Origin of the sequence: Paenibacillus thailandensis, from assembly GCF_042685365.1 — a bacterium.
Lineage (GTDB): Bacteria > Bacillota > Bacilli > Paenibacillales > Paenibacillaceae > Paenibacillus_AP > Paenibacillus_AP thailandensis.
Window position 1 is genome coordinate 540117 of record NZ_JBHUMY010000001.1, and the last position, 16535, is coordinate 556651.

Sequence of the window (16535 nt, forward strand, 5' to 3'; positions counted from 1 at the left end):
TCCGCAAACCGCGTCGCCCTCGCGTCTTCGCGAAATCCCCGATAAGGGTTAAGAGATTAAAATTAACGGTTCAGCAAGCTGCCGACGTACCGAAGCAATTCGTTGGCGCAGATCGGGCAATAGCCGTGTTCGTCGATCAGCCGTTTCGTCACCTCGTTCATCCGCTTCAGCTGGCTTTCGTCCGGCGTTTTGGTCGAAGTCGTAATTTTGACGATATCTTTCAAATCGGCGAACAGCTTTTTCTCTACCGCCTCCCGCAGACGCTCGTGGCTCGTAAAATCGAACTTTTTGCCTTTGCGGGAATAAGACGAGATCCGGATCAATATTTCTTCGCGGAACGCTTTTTTCGCGTTTTCCGATACGCCGATTTGCTCTTCGATGGAACGCATAAGCCTTTCGTCCGGATCCAGCTCTTCGCCGGTAAGCGGATCTTTGATTTTCGTCCAGTTGCAGTAGGCTTCGATATTGTCCAAGTAATTTTCGAAGAGCGTCCTCGCCGACTCCTCGAACGAATAGACGAACGCCTTCTGCACTTCCTTCTTCGCCAAGCTGTCGTATTCTTTCCGGGCGACGGAAATAAAGTTCAAATACCGCTCGCGCTCATCCTTCGTAATCGACGGGTGCTGGTCGAGGCCGTCCTTTAAGGCGCGCAGCACGTCAAGCGCGTTGATGCACGACGTATCCTGCTTGATAAGCGCGCTCGAAATGCGGTTGATGACATACCGGGGATCGATTCCGGTCATCCCTTCCTCGATATATTCGTTTTGCATTTCCTTCAGGTCGGCGTCCTTGAAGCCCTCCACTTCCTCGCCGTCGTACATGCGCATTTTTTTGACCAGATCCATCCCTTGCTTCTTCGTCTCCTTCAGACGGGTAAGAATCGAGAAGATGGCGGCGGACCGGAGCGCGTGCGGAGCGATGTGGATATGCCTCATGTCGCTTTGGCCGATCAGCTTCGTATATATTTTCTCCTCCTCCGAAACCTTCAGGTTATACGGAATCGGCATGACGATCATCCGGGACTGCAGCGCTTCGTTTTTCTTGTTGCTTATAAACGATTTGTATTCCGATTCGTTCGTGTGGGCGATAATAAGCTCATCCGCGCTGATGAGCGCAAATCGGCCCGCCTTGAAATTGCCCTCCTGCGTTAAGGAAAGCAGGTTCCACAAAAACTTCTCGTCGCATTTCAGCATTTCCTGAAATTCCATCAGGCCGCGGTTCGCCTTGTTTAATTCCCCGTCGAACCGGTAAGCGCGCGGATCGGACTCCGAGCCGTATTCCGTAATCGTCGAGAAGTCGATGCTGCCGGTCAAGTCCGCAATATCTTGCGATTTTGGGTCCGAGGGGCTGAACGTGCCGATGCCGACGCGGTTTTCTTCCGAGATAAGAACGCGTTCGACCAATACGTTCTGAATATCGCCGCCGTATTCGGTCTTTAAGCGCATCTGGCAGCTCGGGCACAAGCTTCCTTCGATCCGGACGCCAAGCTCGGCTTCGACTTCGGAACGCAGCTCATGCGGTATAAGATGAAGCGGCTCCTCGTGCATCGGGCAGCCTTTAATCGCGTAAACCGCGCCGCGCTGCGTCTTCGAGAACTTCTCGAGCCCTTTCTTCAGCATCGTCACAATCGTCGATTTGCCGCCGCTGACAGGCCCCATGAGCAGCAGTATCCGCTTCCGGACGTCCAGCCTTCTGGCTGAGGAATGGAAATATTCCTCCACCAGCTTTTCGATCGCCCGGTCGAGGCCGTAAATTTCCTGCTCGAAAAATTTGTACTTTTTACGTCCTCCGGCTTCTTCGATACCGTACGATTCAATCATTTCATACACACGCGCATGAGCTGTCATGGCCGGGGACGGATCTTTCTTCAACAGGTCAACATATTCTTTGAACGTGCCGGTCCATGCCAGCTTCTCGTTCTCTGTCTGATATTCCGCAATCCGTTTAAAAATGTCCATGAAGCGCCTCCTCCCATCGCATTCCGCCGTCATTTCTCCGCCCGGGATAACGATCTATCGATCTTTACGAGTGGACTCTCCAACATCAAGTGAAGTATTACATAACTATGCGTAGACAGGTCGGAAATTGACCATTATTTTTGTCCTCGATTCGCCATGATGCGACAATGCGAGACTGGTGAGCGAACCTATCCGATTTGCTATAATAATAGAATGTTTACGCCCGGAAGGAGGGCCCGAAGTGGCTGTACGCAAGGAAGAGGAGCTATACTTGCCGATTAAGGCGTTCTATGAACAACAAGGGTATATCGTCAAAAGCGAGGTGCTTCATTGCGATTTGGTCGCCATGACACCGGACGGAAGCGAAACGGTTATCGTGGAGATGAAAAAAACGTTCAATCTGGCTTTGCTGCTGCAAGGCATCGAACGGCTCCGCATCAATGACCGCGTCATGCTTGCCGTCGAGCGGAACCGCAAAAAAAGCGGGGCCCACAACCAGCGGTTCGGCGATATCGCCGAGCTGTGCCGCATGCTTGGCATTGGCCTCATGACCGTCACCTTCTTCAAGACAAAACCGGCCGTCATCGAAGTGCTGTGCGAGCCCGGAGACGAACCGGTCAGGCGCGCAAGGCCGAAACGGCAATCCAAGCTGCTGCAGGAGTTCCGGGAGCGGTCCGGCGATTACAATGTCGGCGGCAGCACGGGGCGCAAGCTTGTCACGGCTTACCGGGAGAAAGCGCTCAAGCTGGCGCATGCGATGCATGAGGCCGGTCCGTTGTCGCCGAGCCGCGCGAAGGCGTTGACCGGCAATCCGCGCTGCGCAGAATTGCTGCGGCACAACTATTACGGCTGGTTCGAGCGGATCGAACGGGGCAAGTACGGGTTGACGCCGGAAGGGACGGCGGCTTTGGCGGAATACGCCGACGTGATCGGCAAGCGGATTCCGTAATTTCATTTCCATCGTTTTCTTTTGGCGGAACGTTGGGTATAATATAGGCAGTTCAATGGAGGTGTCTAACGCGATGAGCATCAACTTTATTATCGTGATGACGGTGTTTGTGTTGATTTTGACCGCAATTTGTACTTCCTCTTACAACGACGACAAAACAAAAGGGCTTTAAGCCAAGACAAGGAGAAGCGCCGCTCCGGGCGCAACCCCGAAGGACAAGCCTTCTCCCGTCAAGGCGCTTGAACGTGCGATACAAAGAAGCCTCCGGACGCTGGGCGCGTCTGGAGGCTTCTTAGTTATTGAAGCGGCGTATAAAGGCCGCATCGTATTCGAAGGTTAGTATACGAAAACTATTTCAGATAAGCCATCTCGCTTAAACATTGCGCGCACAAGTGGCGCTCCTTGAATTCGGATACTTCGTCCATCGAACTGCAAAATACGCATCTTGGGCGGTAACGCTCCAAAATGATATGGTCGCCTTGCACTAAAATTTCCACCGGATCGCCTTCGTTCATCTGATAACGTTTGCGCAACGATTTCGGAAGCACAATCCTTCCCAGTTGGTCTACTTTTCTCACTACTCCTGCTGGTTTCATCTTTTCCACCTCTTTTTATGTCTAGATTTGCAAGCCGGCTCCAGTGAAACCTTTGCATTTAACCTTTTCGATTGCCGTTTCCCTTTTTCCTTCCCTTAAAGCCAAAAAAACTTGCCTTTGCGTATTTTTAACTCATGCCGGGAAAGCCGTTTTGCCTCAGCGCTTCAAACAATATAATAGCTGCGGAATTGGAAAGATTCAGCGATCGGACTTTGTCGGTCATCGGCATCCGGATGCTTGTCTCCGGATTGGCTTCCAGCAGCTCAGCCGGCAGCCCTTTCGTCTCCTTGCCGAATACAAAGAAATCTCCGTCCCGATATTGCAAATCCGAGTAAACTTTGGATGCGCGGGTGCTCGTGTAAAAAAAACGGCCCTCGGGATTCGCATCCAGCACTTCCTGGAACGAATCGTGATACTCGATATGTACCGCATACCAATAATCCAGTCCCGCCCGCTTCAACGTCTTGTCGTCGGTATTGAAGCCCAGCGGCCGGACCAGATGCAGATGCGTGCCTGTCGCTGCGCAGGTTCGTGCAATATTGCCTGTGTTAGCCGGAATTTCCGGCTCAACCAATACGATATGAAACGCCATTCCCTCCTATCACCTCTAACGAACTATTATACACGAAACCTGCTATGTATACGAATTAAGTCCGTTTTTCGTTTCAATGCCACTTTTTACACACGCTTAACGTTATCTTAATCTTCGCATGAATTTGGACTTCTACAATGGTGCTATCATCGAACCAACCAGTATAAGAGTGGACTTTAGAACAAAGGAGACCATGAGATGAAGAAGAAAATATTGGTCGTTGACGACGAGCCCTCCATCTCCACCCTTATCGAATTTAATTTAAAGCTTGCAGGCTACGAAGTCCGCTGCGTTCACGACGGAGAAGCCGTCTTCGAATGGCTGAAGCCGTTTCGTCCCGATTTGATCGTGCTTGATCTGATGCTGCCCAAGATGGACGGCATCGAAGTATGCAGGGAGCTCCGCAGGCAAAACAATGCCGTTCCGATCGTTATGCTTACCGCGCTGCAAGATGTCAGCGACAAAATCGCCGGCCTGGACAACGGCGCCGACGACTATATGACGAAGCCGTTTAGCCCGCAGGAGCTGATCTCCCGCATTCAGGCCATTTTCCGCCGCGTCCAGGCGCTGCCCGGTACAAGCGAAAATGCCGTATACGAGATCGGCAAGCTTACGGTGAAAGCCGAGCAGCGGGAAGTGCTCGTAAACGGCAAGCCGATCGAGCTGACGCCGAAAGAATTCGAGCTGCTCTTGTTCCTGTGCGTTCACCGGGGCAAAGTGCTGAGCCGCCAACAGCTGCTTCACGGCGTTTGGGATTACCACTTTCTCGGCGATACGCGCATCGTGGACGTGCATATTAGCCATCTCCGCGACAAAATCGAAAAAAACACGCGCATGCCGGAATATATTACGACCGTTCGCAACGTCGGGTACAAGCTCAACATCCCCGCGATGCCCGACTCGTCGATGGCGCAGGCGTAACCGCCTTGCCGGCGATCGTTACACCAGTTTCGAAAAAAAACCGCCTGGTCTTCCTTTTTGCGAAAAGGAAGACAGGCGGTTTTTAATATAAGGATTTATAAATGATTTCCTGATAATCGCCCTGTATTTCTCGTCTCGCCGAAACGGTTCTTCCTTTGACAAGGACGGCGAAGCCGTTTGTGCTTGCGCGGGAATGACGTTTAGCCGTGGCGCTTCTGGAAGTCCGCCATAAATTCTACAAGCGCCTTGCAGCTTTCAAGCGGCACGGCGTTGTAGGTGGAAGCCCGCAGGCCGCCGACGTCGCGATGGCCCTTCAAGCCCGAGAACCCTTGCTGCTCCGATTCCTTGACGAACAGCTTCTCCAGCTCCTCGGAATGAATGCGGAACGTAATGTTCATCGCCGAGCGGCTGTCCGGCTGCGCAACGCCGCGATAGAAGCCTCCGCTTTGGTCGATGGCGTCGTAAATGAGCTTCGTCTTATCGCGGTTGTATTGGTCGATTTGGGCTACGCCGCCTTTGGACTTGATCCATTTCAGCACCAGTCCCACCATGTATACGGAGAAGGACGGAGGCGTATTATAAAGCGAATTGTTTTTGGCGTGCGTTTCGTAACGGAAAATGGCCGGGATCGATTTCGGGCTTCTTTCCACGAGATCGTCGCGAATGATGACGACCGTTACGCCGGAAGGGCCCAGGTTTTTTTGCGCACCCGCATAAATGAGTCCGAATTTGCTAACGTCGATCGGACGGCTTAAAATATCGCTCGACATGTCCGCTACGAGCGGCACGTTGCCGGTGTCCGGAAATGCGGCAAATTGCGTTCCGCCGATCGTCTCGTTGGACGTAAGGTGCAGGTAGGACGCTTGCTCCGGAACGTCGATTTCCGACAGGCTTGGCATGCGCTTGAAATCGTCGGATTCCGTCGACGCGGCGATAACCGTCTCGCCGATAAGCTTCGCTTCCTTGATCGCTTTGCCCGCCCAGTTGCCCGTATGGACGTATGCGGCCGGACGGCCTTCCTGAATCAGGTTCATCGGAATCATCGCAAATTGCTGGCTTGCCCCGCCCTGCAGGAACAGCACCCGGTAGTTGTCGGGAATGCTCAGCAGTTCGCGCATAAGCGCTTGGGCTTCGTTGTTGACTTGCTCGAACAGCCCGCTGCGGTGCGACATTTCCATGATGGACATGCCTGCGCCCTCGTATTCGACAAATTGTTCCTGCGCTTGCTGAAGAACCTCAAGCGGAAGAGCAGCCGGACCGGCGTTAAAGTTATAAGCTCGTTTCATTTCCGTTACCACCTTTATCGTATTCGAATAGCGCCATAGCATGAAAATATGATATGGCTATAATAGCAATTTTAGAGCATACGTTCAATACCAACTCGTATAAAAAACGAATAAAAGTCGAACGGAGGTTAGCATTTTGTACGAAAATATTCGGATTTTCACTGCAATCGCTTTATCTGAAGACGCTCGGCGCTCCATTTCCGCCCTTGTCCCCGAATGGCAAATTAATTTATCTTTCGATCGGTGGGTATACCCCGAAGACTGGCATTTGACGCTGCATTTTATCGGAGACGTTCCCGTCTCCTCTCTCCCCCTTGTCGAAGAAGCGCTGCGAGAGGCATGCTCCGAACAACCTAACCCGTTTCAGCTGGAGATTAACGGTCTCGGAACGTTCGGGAAGCCCGATCGGCCATCGGTCCTATGGCTTGGTTTGTCGTCGCTTCCCGAAGAGCTTCCGAGGCTTCACGAGGCGCTTGGAAATACGCTGGCGGACAAGCTTGGCTTTACGCCGGAGAAGCGCCCGTACGGGCCGCATGTCACGTTAGCTCGCAAATATACGGGTGCAGCTCCTTTCCAAGACGGCCTATTGTCCGGTTTCAACGACAAGCTCAAGACGAACGCCGTCTCATGGAACGTCGACGGTATCGTAGCCTATCGTACCCATATGGGCCGCAAGCCTATGTACGAGGAGGTTGCGCGGGTCATGTTTCCCCAGGCCTAAGGCGGGTCCTGTAGGGATCCCAATTTTCGCCAATCCTCTCCAAGGACCTCCAACCACCAAATCATGATATAAACGGACTGGAAGCGTGTCCCGCAGGGACACAAGCGCTCATAGCACGAAGTGGATGGACTGGCGTCTCTGGTGAAGGTGTCGTTCCCCTTTTGGGGTGTCCAGAGGGGCAAAGCCCCTTGGGGTCCCCCTTACGACAAGGGGGATTTAGGGGGTTGGGAGCCCTTTGATTTAGAGGGTTGGGAGCTTTAGGACTCGCGCTTATCATGAAAAAACGGGCTCCCGATTGGGAACCCGCTTGGTAACATTATCATTTGTACGTATGAGTGCTGATTAGCAATCGAAGTACAGGCTGAACTCGTGCGGATGTACACGGATATCAACCGATTTCGCTTCTTGGCGTTTGAACGCGACATAGTTGTCGATGAAGTCTTGCGAGAATACGCCGCCTTCCGTCAAGAATGCGGAATCCGCTTCGAGAGCGTCAAGCGCTTCGTTCAGAGTGCCAGGCACGCTGCGGATTTCTTTCTTCTCTTCGTCGGAAAGCTCGTAAATGTTTTTGTCGTATGGACCGTAACCAAGAGCGGTTGGGTCGATTTTGCGCTTGATGCCGTCCAGACCTGCCAGCAGCATCGCTGCGAAAGCAAGGTAAGGGTTAGCCGTGGAGTCCGGCGTACGGAACTCGATGCGGCAGCCTTTAGGCGTAACGGCTGCAACCGGGATACGGATGGCAGCGGAACGGTTGCCTTTCGAGAATACAAGGTTAACCGGCGCTTCGTAGCCAGGAACAAGGCGTTTGAACGAGTTCGTGCTTGGGTTCGTCAACGCGATCAGTGCCGGAGCGTGATGCAGAATGCCGCCAATGTAGTGCATGGCCATTTCGCTCAGGTTTGCGTATGCGCCTTTTTCATAGAACAGCGGCGAATCGCCGTTGAAGATCGATTGGTGAACGTGCATGCCGCTTCCGTTGTCGCCGAACAGCGGTTTAGGCATGAAGGTCGCCACTTTGCCGTACTGGCGGGCAACGTTGTGAACGATATATTTATATTTCAGAAGGTTATCTGCTGTTTTCGTCAGCGTGTCAAAGCGGAAGTTGATTTCGGCTTGACCGGCCGTTGCAACTTCATGGTGATGGCGCTCTACGCGAAGGCCGGCTTCTTGCATCAGGCGAACCATTTCGCTGCGGATATCTTGTTGAGCGTCTACCGGAGCTACCGGAACGTAACCGCCTTTAACGCCAACTTTGAAGCCGAGGTTGCCGCCTTCTTCTTTGCGGGCCGTGTTCCAGGCAGCTTCTTCGGAATCAACCGTATAGAAGGACGTGTTCATCGAGCTTTCGTAACGAACGTCGTCGAAAATAAAGAATTCGGATTCAGGAGCAAAAAACGCTGCAGTACCGATACCAGTCGTTTGCAGGTATTCTTCCGCCTTTTGAGCGATGCTGCGAGGGTCGCGGTCATAACGCTCGCCGTCCGGCGTGTAGATGTTGCACATTACGTTCAGGGTCGGATGGTCCGTGAAAGGATCCACGTATACCGATTCCGTATCCGGCATCATAACCATGTCGGATTGCTCGATGCCGCGGAAGCCCGGGATCGAAGAACCGTCGAATGCTACGCCGTTAACGAACGTTTCCGCATCCACTTCCGTAGCGGGAAGCGTAATGTGGTGAGCGCGGCCGGAAAGGTCCACGAAGCGGAAATCTACAAACTGAATGCTGTTTTCTTTAATTGTGTCCAAAACGCTTTGAACTGACATCAGATAGTTCCTCCATTTCCGAACATTTGCTTAGTTTCGAACGTGAATTGTTCAATTTTTGTTCAAACCATTGAGGCTATTATAAAACTACGAACTTTACGCCGTCAATAGCTATGTCAGGTATTTTTTATCGGCGTGTAAGCTATACTTACAAGTTTTTGCATGCCGGTTCGGCCGACCGGCAGCAAACGTCAAAAAGACCGCAACTCCCTGCTGCGCAAGGGGTTGCGGTCCTTCAGACCGGTTTAAGCTTTCCAAGTCGCAAACGCTTCCGCGGGTTCCTTCGCCGTCGAAAATTGCTTTCCTACGATCGGAGCCAGCTTTTCCAAATCCTTCAACAGGTTGGCGAATTGGTCGGGGAACAGCGATTGTACGCCGTCTCCGGTCATCGAATTGTCCGGATCGGTATGCATTTCGATAATCAGTCCGTTGGCGCCTGCGGCTACCGAAGCTTTAGCCATCGGCTCCACCAGCTCGCGGCGGCCCGTGCCGTGGCTCGGGTCGGAGATTACCGGCAAATGGCTAAGCTGCTGCAATGCCGGAATAGCGGCCAGATCGAGCGTATTGCGGGTGTAACTTTCGAACGTTCGGATTCCGCGCTCGCAGAGCATGACATTCGGGTTGCCGCCGGCAAGAATGTACTCCGCCGCGTTCAGAAACTCGTCGTAAGTGGCGCTGAAGCCTCTTTTGAGGAGCACCGGAGTTTGAATCGTGCCAAGCTTGCGCAAAAGATCGAAGTTCTGCATGTTGCGCGTGCCGACCTGCAAAATATCCGCGTATTGCGCGCATATGTCCACATATTCCGGCGTCATGACCTCGGTGATCGTAAGAAGGCCGTGCTTTCGGCCCGCTTCGGCCATCATCTCCAGGCCTTCCACGCCGATGCCCTGGAAGCTGTACGGCCCCGTGCGAGGCTTAAACGCTCCGCCGCGCAGCACCTGGCCGCCGGCCGCTTTGACGAGGCGGGCGATCTCGTCGATCTGCTCCGGCGATTCGACCGCGCACGGTCCACCCATTACGACAAGATTGCTGCCGCCGATCTTCACGCCTTTAATGTCGATGATCGTATCGTCGGGATGGAAATCGCGGCTCGCCAGCTTATACGATTTCGATACTTTAATGACTTCTTCCACGCCTTTCATTTGACGCAGATGCTCCCTCAGCGTCGGTTCGGCTTTGCCGATAATGCCGATTACGGTACGGTCCGTCCCTCTCGACACATGCGGCTGTACGCCGTTTTTCTCAATATATTGAACGATTTCCGCAATTCTTTCTTCCGAAATATCCGGTTTCGTGATAACGATCATCGCGATCTCTCCTTTTTGTCACTTCAACGCTTATACGCTTTTAAGCTTTTATGCTTTTATCCACTAAAGAAAATATAACCGACTTTCAGCCATTAGTCAATAAGAAAAATGATGGCAGCTGATTACACCTCCATTGTTCTCCGAAATGTTCGCTTCCTCGCTTACCCGGCGGCAAGAGACGATAGCTAAATGAACTCCGGCTGCGATAAATGGCGCCGAGCCAAAAAGAACTTAGTATTACGTTATATGCGGCGAAACGGAAACGAACTGTGCAACCGTTTATCGGCTGCAAGGTTTGTGGCGATCCGATTGGCTGTAACTGCGGGGAGCGAGCTGCGTGCAGTCAAGGAAATAATAGCGAGAGAGGATAGTCAGAACGGGAAAGCGACAGTTATGATTTACCGCCCGACTGTATAGATGAAGGCATCTCGCGGTGCAAAAAAAGGCGCCCCTCAATCGAGGACGCCTTTCTCAGGTCCGCTGCGGTTCCATCGTAAATACCGGTTAACGTTTTCGGCCCGGATTACCCCGCCGCTTCAGTCGGAACAACCGGACCGAACGGTCGATGACAGGAGGTCTCGGTTACGACGATGAAGAAGCCGCGTTTTTCGTTTTAACGGCCGGCAGCAGCTTGTTGAAGTTAACGGTGCGTTTGATTTCCCATGTAGCCGGATTATTATGGTCGTATTGCTCCAAATAGGCGATGACTTCCTTCGTAATCGGCGTCGGAGTCGAGGCGCCGGACGTGACGGCAACCCTGTCGACGCCTTTCAGCCACTCTTGCTTAATCTCCGTTACGTCCGCCACGCGGTACGCTTTGACTCCGGCAATCTGCTCGGATACTTGCGCAAGCCGGTTGGAGTTATTGCTGCGCGGGTCGCCTACGACGATGCACAGCTGCGCTTCGCCGGCCTGGCTCGCCACCGCTTCCTGGCGCACTTGCGTCGCCAGGCAAATTTCGTTGTGAACTTCCGCATGCGGAAACTTCTCGAGCAGCAGCGAAATAAGATGGCGAATATCCCATTGGGACATCGTCGTCTGGTTCGTGATGATGATCCGGTCGCTGTCCAGCTCGAGAGCTTCGATTTCTTCCTCGCGCTCGATCAGATGGACATGCTCCGGAGCGATGCCCATCGCGCCTTCCGGCTCCGGATGCCCTTTCTTGCCGATGTAAATAATTTCGTATCCTTCGGCTGTTTTTTCGCGGATAAGATCATGCGTCTTCGTTACGTCCGGGCAAGTCGCGTCAACGACCGTCAACCCTTTGTCCCGGGCCTTCTTCCGAACCTCCGGCGAAACGCCGTGCGCGGTAAAAATAACGGTTCCTTTATCAATCCGGTCCAGCAGCTCCAGACGGTTAGGACCGTCGAGCGTAATAACGCCTTCCCGTTCGAAGGCTTCCGTGACGTGCGCATTATGAACGATCATGCCTAATATATGGATCGGGCGCGGCAGCTCCAAGTTTTTGGCCGTTTCAAGCGCCATGACCATGGCGTCGACAACGCCGTAGCAATAGCCGCGCGGCGATATTTTAACGATTTCCACCTTTGCTACACCTGCTTTCTATCCGTTTGGACGGTCGGTTCTTTCTATTATAGACGATTGCGGACCATCCGAAAAGGCGACCGGCAGCCAGATCGTAAACGTCGATCCCGCTCCTGCGCGGGTCTCCACTTCAACGGAGGCGTTATGCTCGTCGAGAATCCACTTGGCGATCGACAGGCCGAGGCCGGTACCGACCGTTTTGCCGCGCGATTCGTCCGCACGGTAGAACCGGTCGAAAATATGCGGCACTTCTTCCGGATCCATCCCGATGCCCGTATCCTTGACGACGATTCCGGCGTGGCCTTCTTTCGTTGTCGCGCTAAGCTCCACATGTCCTTCGGGGGTATATTTGAAAGCATTCTCGATAAATATGAAAACGAGCTGCAGCAAATAATCGTGATTGCCCCGCACCACGACGCCCTCGAGCGGGCTCAAGTCGCCGACGATCCACTCGGCATTGCGCGGAAGCAATTGCGCTCTTCGGGCCACTTCCTCCAGCAGCGGGTAAATTTCGACGTTGTCCATCTCCATCTGGTAGCCCGCGTCGGCCCGCGCAAGCGAAAGCAGATCGTTGACGAGCGTGGACATCCGCCTTGCTTCGGCGCTAATGTCCTGCATCGCTTCCAGCGACAGTTCAAGCTGCGTTTGGTCGAGAGCAAGCTGCGAATGCTTTAATTCGGCCAACCGGCCGGAACCGGACTGCTTCCACATCTTCTCCAGCAGCTCGATATTGCCCCGGATCGTCGTCAGCGGCGTACGCAGCTCGTGCGAGGCGTCGGATACGAACCGGCGCTGCATTTTGTACGACTCGTCCAAATTGTTGTAAGCGTGCTCCAGCCGAGCGAGCATGAAGTTGAGCGTATGCACAAGCCTGCCGACTTCGTCCCGCTCCGAACCTTCGAGCGGAATGCGGACGCTAAGGTCCGAGCCGCCCTGGATGCGTTCGGTCGCTTTCGTCACCCGGTCGATCGGCTGCAGCGCCTTCCGGGCGAGGAACAAGCCGAACGTAAAAGCGATAATTAACACGATCATAGACGAAAGGGTCAAAATGGTTCGCAAGTTGGCCAGCATATTTTCTTCCGGCCCCGAATAGGCCCCGACCTGCTTAAGCACCGCCAGCGTCCCGTCGCTTTTATAAAGAGGCACCTGGTAAACAAAAAAATCGAGATATTGGTTTCCGACTTTCGCTTTTACTTTTTGAAAGCCCTCCTCCAAATTTTTAGAATCTTTCGAATATGGAAAAACCATTTTGTAAGCCTGCATATTGTCGGAAGTATACACATCATTTGACTCAAAATAGACCAATTGCAAATACATATCCCTGCCAAGCTGACCGGATAACGTCAACTGCGGCACGGACAAAAACGGGTTAGATTGCAGCCCTACCTGTATCGACTCGGCCTGCTTCTTTAATTCGCCTTTCAGTTCAAAGTACGTATTCCAGTTCACCAGCACATAGATGGACACGGAAAAAATAAAGAGCGTTGCCGCCAGCAAGCTTGAATACCATAACGTAAGCCGAAGCCGAATGGTCATGAAAGATCAGCCCTCTCCGCGAAGCACGTAGCCGGTGCCCCGCACCGTCTGGATGAGCCGGCTGCCGCCGCCATCCTCCAGCTTCTGGCGGAGCATCGCGATATAAACCTCAAGCACGTTGGATTCGCCGCTGAAATCGTAGCCCCATATTTTTTCCATAATGGAATCTCGGGTCAATACGCGGCGCGGATTTTGCATAAATAAAAGCAGCAAATCGTATTCCTTGGCGGTCAGATCGATTCGTCTGCCGTCGCGGATCGCTTCGCGCGAATCCTGATCGAGAATCAAATCCTCGAAAACGATCCGGCTCGTCGATTCCTCCGGCTTCTCCGCCTTTCTCCGAAGCAGCGCCCGGACCCGGGCGAGCAGCTCCTCCAGCGCAAACGGCTTCACCAAATAATCGTCCGCGCCCAGATCAAGCCCCTTTACCCGGTCGACCACGTCGTCCTTCGCCGTCAACATCAGAATCGGCACCGTGCTTCCGCTTTCGCGGACGCGGCGGCACACTTCCCAGCCGTCCACCTGAGGCATCATCACGTCGAGCACAAGCAAGTCGGGATCATGGGTCATCAGCGTCTTCAGCCCTTCCAGCCCGTTCGCCGCCGTCGTGACTTCATACCCTTCGAACGCCAAGCTCCTTCTTAATAAGGAAATGATTTTTTCGTCGTCGTCCACGACCATCACATGAGGTCTCAACGCCAGTTTCCTCCTTTATATCGACAAACAGCGCAGAGCTGTGCGCTCTGCGCTGCCGGTTCGCTACCGATCACTCTACATTAAACTTGTTTTTGTCTCCGATTTCAACCTTCAAATCCGTCTTGTTGCCGTTCCGCAAAATGTTCAGCGTAATGGTGTCGCCTACTTTATGCTTCTGAATTTCCGTGATCAGATCCGAGGTCGAGTCAAATGTTTTGCCGTCAATGCCGAGAATGACGTCGTATTGGCGAAGATCGGCTTTATATGCCGGCGAGTTGAACGTAATGGCGGTTACGATCGAGCCTTCCGCCTTATCCATGCCAAGCTGCTTCGCAATCTCCTCCGTCACGTCCCCGAGCGTAGCGCCGATAAACGGCACCGGCTCTTTCTCCACTTCCTTGCCGTTCTTCAAGTCTTCCAGCACTTCCGTAATCGTGCTTGTCGGAATCGCAAAGCCGATGCCTTGCGCTTCCGTGCTGACGGCGGTGTTGATGCCGATAACCTCGCCTTCGGTGTTCAGCAGCGGACCGCCGGAGTTGCCCGGATTGATGGACGCGTCGGTTTGCAGCAAATGCTTGTAATTCCGCGTGCCGTCCGTATCCTGGATCGTAATCGGGCGCTCTTTGGCGCTGAGCACGCCGGCCGTAATCGTATGGTCGAAGCCGTACGGATTGCCGATGGCGACTACCCAGTCGCCAATATTGATGTCGTCCGAGCTGCCGAGCGGCAGAGTCGGAAACGCTTTGTCTCCGGTAATTTTAAGCACGGCGAGGTCGAGATCGAAGTCCGAACCGAGAAGCTCGGCGGTAAACGGCTCGTCGTAGCCTTGAACCGTTACCTCGATTTTGTCGGAATCGCCCACCACGTGCTGATTCGTCAAAATATAACCCGACGACTCAAAGAAAAATCCGGTTCCGACGCCGCTTTCTTGAAGCTGGCTGTCGCCGCCTTTCTCCTGCTCCTGCGAGGAATCCGGCACGCCGAAAAACTGGCGGAAAAACGGATCGTCCAGCAGGCTGCTGCCTTGCCGATTCGAAGCATTGACGTAAGTCGTAATTTTGACGACCGCCGGCGATGCCGTTTCGAACAGCTGCGCCAGATTATCCGGCCGCGCGGCGACGGCCGACGCATTCGTGCTGCTTGTTCCGGTCGCTTTCTCGCTGTTTGCGGAAGTCGAAGCGCCCGACAATGCCGTGTTCGCTCCGCCGAACCAGTTATAGAAATCGGAAGCCCACATAAGCGCGCCGACCAAGACGACACCGGCCAGGAACGACGCAAAAATCGAACGGAACGAAGACTTGCGTTTCGGCTCCCGCACCTGCCAGCCGCCCCGGTTGTAGTTCGGATTCGGCGTGATGCTTCTCAGCTGAACCGGAGCGGACGAAGCTGCCTGCCTTTCTTCGCCGGCATAGACGGCATCGTCATTGCCGATTCCTTGCGATTGCGCCGCCGGTTGCGGTTCGCCGCCTGCGGGACTGCCGGAAGGGCCGCCCTCCGAACGGACGGACGAATAACGGCCGTCGTTGCCCGTTAAGCCGTTCGACCCCGATTTGAAAGGACCGTAAGAATAATAATAGGAAGGCTTGCTTTGCGAATCGGAGCCCGTTTGCGTCTCGCCGCTGCCGCCGTCGTCATGCGCCTCTTCGCTGCCAGCTTGATTTTTGAAAAATTCATCGTAGTCGTTATTTCTGGAATCGCTCATCTTTAACCCCTCCGCATTCACTGACTTTGAGCTGTTGGATTCAGGTTTCTTTGTAGTTCTATCATGCACATTCTACCTTAAAACAAACTTAAAAGGAATTTAAACCAAAATAAAAAAACCTCTACCGAGGCAATTCGGGGACGAGCAGCCGCGCTTAGAGGTTGGTTTTTATGCCGATCGGAACGTTTTCACGCTGCCGCCGTAAAAACGAATCCTTCCGATGCGGTAAAAAAACCTCCATCGAGGCAATTCGGGGACGAGCAGCCGCGCTTAGAGGTAGGTTTTTATGCCGATCGGAACGGTTTTACGCTGCCGCTGTAAAAACGACTTTCCGATGCGGTAAAAAAACCTCTACCGAGGCAATTCGGGGACGAGCAGCCGCGCTTAGAGGTTGGTTTTTATGCCAATAAGAATTTGAGTTCCTGAATCACCTTGGGAACTTTCACATTCTTATGCGGTAAAAAAACCTCCATCGAGGCAATTCATGGACGAATGACCGCGCTAGAGGTTGGATTTGAGCCTTTATCGGGAAAAAGCGGCTTCGACCTCGGATAAAACGCTCCGCGCTTTATCGAGCCATGCCTGCTCCACCTTGGCGTCGGGATTGACCGGGGCCTGAAATTGGTCGAACATCGCTCCGAACAATCGGACCGAGCCTTCCGGATCGTTTCCTTCATTATACAAATGCTTCAGCACAAAAGGCTGCCCGAACCGGATCGTCGCGTTGCTGTCGCCTTCCGGATCGATATTGCCGCGGACGACGGCAAAAGGAATGCGCAGCCATACTTTATGGTTGTCGTCCAACTCGCGGTCGAAGGTGCCCTCGTTATATTCCCAGCCGCCCCCCAGCGAAAAACGATAATTGTGCAGCCGCTCCTTAGCCTCCGCAAATTCACGGACGCTTCCTTCTATAGCCGACGATATCGGGACCAATCGAATCGCTCCTTTACCTTATTAAC

Annotated in this window: 14 protein-coding genes; 3 read left to right on the top strand and 11 right to left on the bottom strand. The window is 53.4% G+C overall.

Annotated features, from left to right (window positions below; genetic code table 11):
- Positions 1-62: 62 nt before the first annotated feature.
- A complete protein-coding gene (locus ACFSW5_RS02420; RefSeq protein WP_379269353.1) occupies positions 63-1958 on the bottom strand; it encodes a PrkA family serine protein kinase in 1896 nt (631 codons plus the stop codon).
- A 241-nt stretch (positions 1959-2199) separates the two neighbouring features.
- On the opposite strand from ACFSW5_RS02420, the gene ACFSW5_RS02425 reads away from it, so the two are divergent.
- On the top strand, positions 2200-2907 hold the full coding sequence (locus tag ACFSW5_RS02425) for a DUF2161 domain-containing phosphodiesterase (RefSeq protein WP_379269355.1): 708 nt from the start codon (positions 2200-2202) through the stop codon (positions 2905-2907).
- A 350-nt stretch (positions 2908-3257) separates the two neighbouring features.
- Here ACFSW5_RS02425 and ACFSW5_RS02430 read toward each other — a convergent pair whose 3' ends face one another.
- Positions 3258-3503 carry an AbrB/MazE/SpoVT family DNA-binding domain-containing protein gene (locus tag ACFSW5_RS02430; protein WP_379269358.1) on the bottom strand — a complete coding sequence of 82 codons (246 nt, stop codon included), beginning with the start codon at positions 3501-3503 and terminating at the stop codon, positions 3258-3260.
- A gap of 127 nt (positions 3504-3630) precedes the next feature.
- Positions 3631-4095: a tRNA (uridine(34)/cytosine(34)/5-carboxymethylaminomethyluridine(34)-2'-O)-methyltransferase TrmL gene (gene trmL / locus ACFSW5_RS02435; protein WP_379269361.1), complete on the bottom strand. Its 465-nt coding sequence runs from the start codon at positions 4093-4095 to the stop codon at positions 3631-3633.
- 198 nt (positions 4096-4293) lie between these two features.
- On the opposite strand from trmL, the gene ACFSW5_RS02440 reads away from it, so the two are divergent.
- Positions 4294-5016, top strand: a complete 723-nt coding sequence (locus tag ACFSW5_RS02440; RefSeq protein WP_379269365.1) for a response regulator transcription factor — start codon at positions 4294-4296, stop codon at positions 5014-5016.
- A 200-nt stretch (positions 5017-5216) separates the two neighbouring features.
- Here ACFSW5_RS02440 and serC read toward each other — a convergent pair whose 3' ends face one another.
- A complete protein-coding gene (serC, locus tag ACFSW5_RS02445) occupies positions 5217-6302 on the bottom strand; it encodes a 3-phosphoserine/phosphohydroxythreonine transaminase (protein ID WP_379269367.1) in 1086 nt (361 codons plus the stop codon).
- A gap of 136 nt (positions 6303-6438) precedes the next feature.
- Between serC and thpR the strand changes: the two genes are divergently transcribed.
- Positions 6439-7023: an RNA 2',3'-cyclic phosphodiesterase gene (gene thpR, locus ACFSW5_RS02450; protein WP_379269370.1), complete on the top strand. Its 585-nt coding sequence runs from the start codon at positions 6439-6441 to the stop codon at positions 7021-7023.
- A 342-nt stretch (positions 7024-7365) separates the two neighbouring features.
- Here thpR and glnA read toward each other — a convergent pair whose 3' ends face one another.
- From glnA to ACFSW5_RS02485, 7 genes are all read right to left on the bottom strand, one after another.
- Positions 7366-8790 (bottom strand): type I glutamate--ammonia ligase, encoded by a 1425-nt coding sequence (gene glnA / locus ACFSW5_RS02455; RefSeq protein ID WP_379269373.1) that lies wholly within the window; start codon positions 8788-8790, stop codon positions 7366-7368.
- A gap of 245 nt (positions 8791-9035) precedes the next feature.
- Complete coding sequence (gene aroF / locus ACFSW5_RS02460; RefSeq protein WP_379269375.1) at positions 9036-10097, bottom strand: 3-deoxy-7-phosphoheptulonate synthase; 1062 nt, start codon at positions 10095-10097, stop codon at positions 9036-9038.
- 582 nt (positions 10098-10679) lie between these two features.
- Positions 10680-11642, bottom strand: a complete 963-nt coding sequence (locus ACFSW5_RS02465; RefSeq protein ID WP_379269378.1) for a 4-hydroxy-3-methylbut-2-enyl diphosphate reductase — start codon at positions 11640-11642, stop codon at positions 10680-10682.
- Positions 11643-11660: 18 nt separating this feature from the next.
- Positions 11661-13178, bottom strand: a complete 1518-nt coding sequence (locus ACFSW5_RS02470; protein ID WP_379269380.1) for a sensor histidine kinase — start codon at positions 13176-13178, stop codon at positions 11661-11663.
- Between the two features lie 6 nt (positions 13179-13184).
- A complete protein-coding gene (locus ACFSW5_RS02475; RefSeq protein ID WP_379269829.1) occupies positions 13185-13859 on the bottom strand; it encodes a response regulator transcription factor in 675 nt (224 codons plus the stop codon).
- Positions 13860-13944: 85 nt separating this feature from the next.
- Complete coding sequence (locus ACFSW5_RS02480; protein ID WP_379269383.1) at positions 13945-15576, bottom strand: S1C family serine protease; 1632 nt, start codon at positions 15574-15576, stop codon at positions 13945-13947.
- Positions 15577-16098: 522 nt separating this feature from the next.
- A complete protein-coding gene (locus tag ACFSW5_RS02485) occupies positions 16099-16509 on the bottom strand; it encodes a YugN family protein (protein ID WP_379269385.1) in 411 nt (136 codons plus the stop codon).
- Between the last annotated feature and the right edge of the window lie 26 nt (positions 16510-16535).

Bases quoted from the DNA above. Each gene is read 5' to 3' on its own strand.
- ACFSW5_RS02420 (WP_379269353.1), bottom strand. From the start codon at position 1,958: ATGGACATTTTTAAACGGATTGCGGAATATCAGACAGAGAACGAGAAG.
- ACFSW5_RS02430 (WP_379269358.1), bottom strand. From the start codon at position 3,503: ATGAAACCAGCAGGAGTAGTGAGAAAAGTAGACCAACTGGGAAGGATT.
- trmL (WP_379269361.1), bottom strand. From the start codon at position 4,095: ATGGCGTTTCATATCGTATTGGTTGAGCCGGAAATTCCGGCTAACACA.
- ACFSW5_RS02440 (WP_379269365.1), top strand. From the start codon at position 4,294: ATGAAGAAGAAAATATTGGTCGTTGACGACGAGCCCTCCATCTCCACC.
- serC (WP_379269367.1), bottom strand. From the start codon at position 6,302: ATGAAACGAGCTTATAACTTTAACGCCGGTCCGGCTGCTCTTCCGCTT.
- glnA (WP_379269373.1), bottom strand. From the start codon at position 8,790: ATGTCAGTTCAAAGCGTTTTGGACACAATTAAAGAAAACAGCATTCAG.
- aroF (WP_379269375.1), bottom strand. From the start codon at position 10,097: ATGATCGTTATCACGAAACCGGATATTTCGGAAGAAAGAATTGCGGAA.
- ACFSW5_RS02470 (WP_379269380.1), bottom strand. From the start codon at position 13,178: ATGACCATTCGGCTTCGGCTTACGTTATGGTATTCAAGCTTGCTGGCG.
- ACFSW5_RS02475 (WP_379269829.1), bottom strand. From the start codon at position 13,859: ATGGTCGTGGACGACGACGAAAAAATCATTTCCTTATTAAGAAGGAGC.
- ACFSW5_RS02480 (WP_379269383.1), bottom strand. From the start codon at position 15,576: ATGAGCGATTCCAGAAATAACGACTACGATGAATTTTTCAAAAATCAA.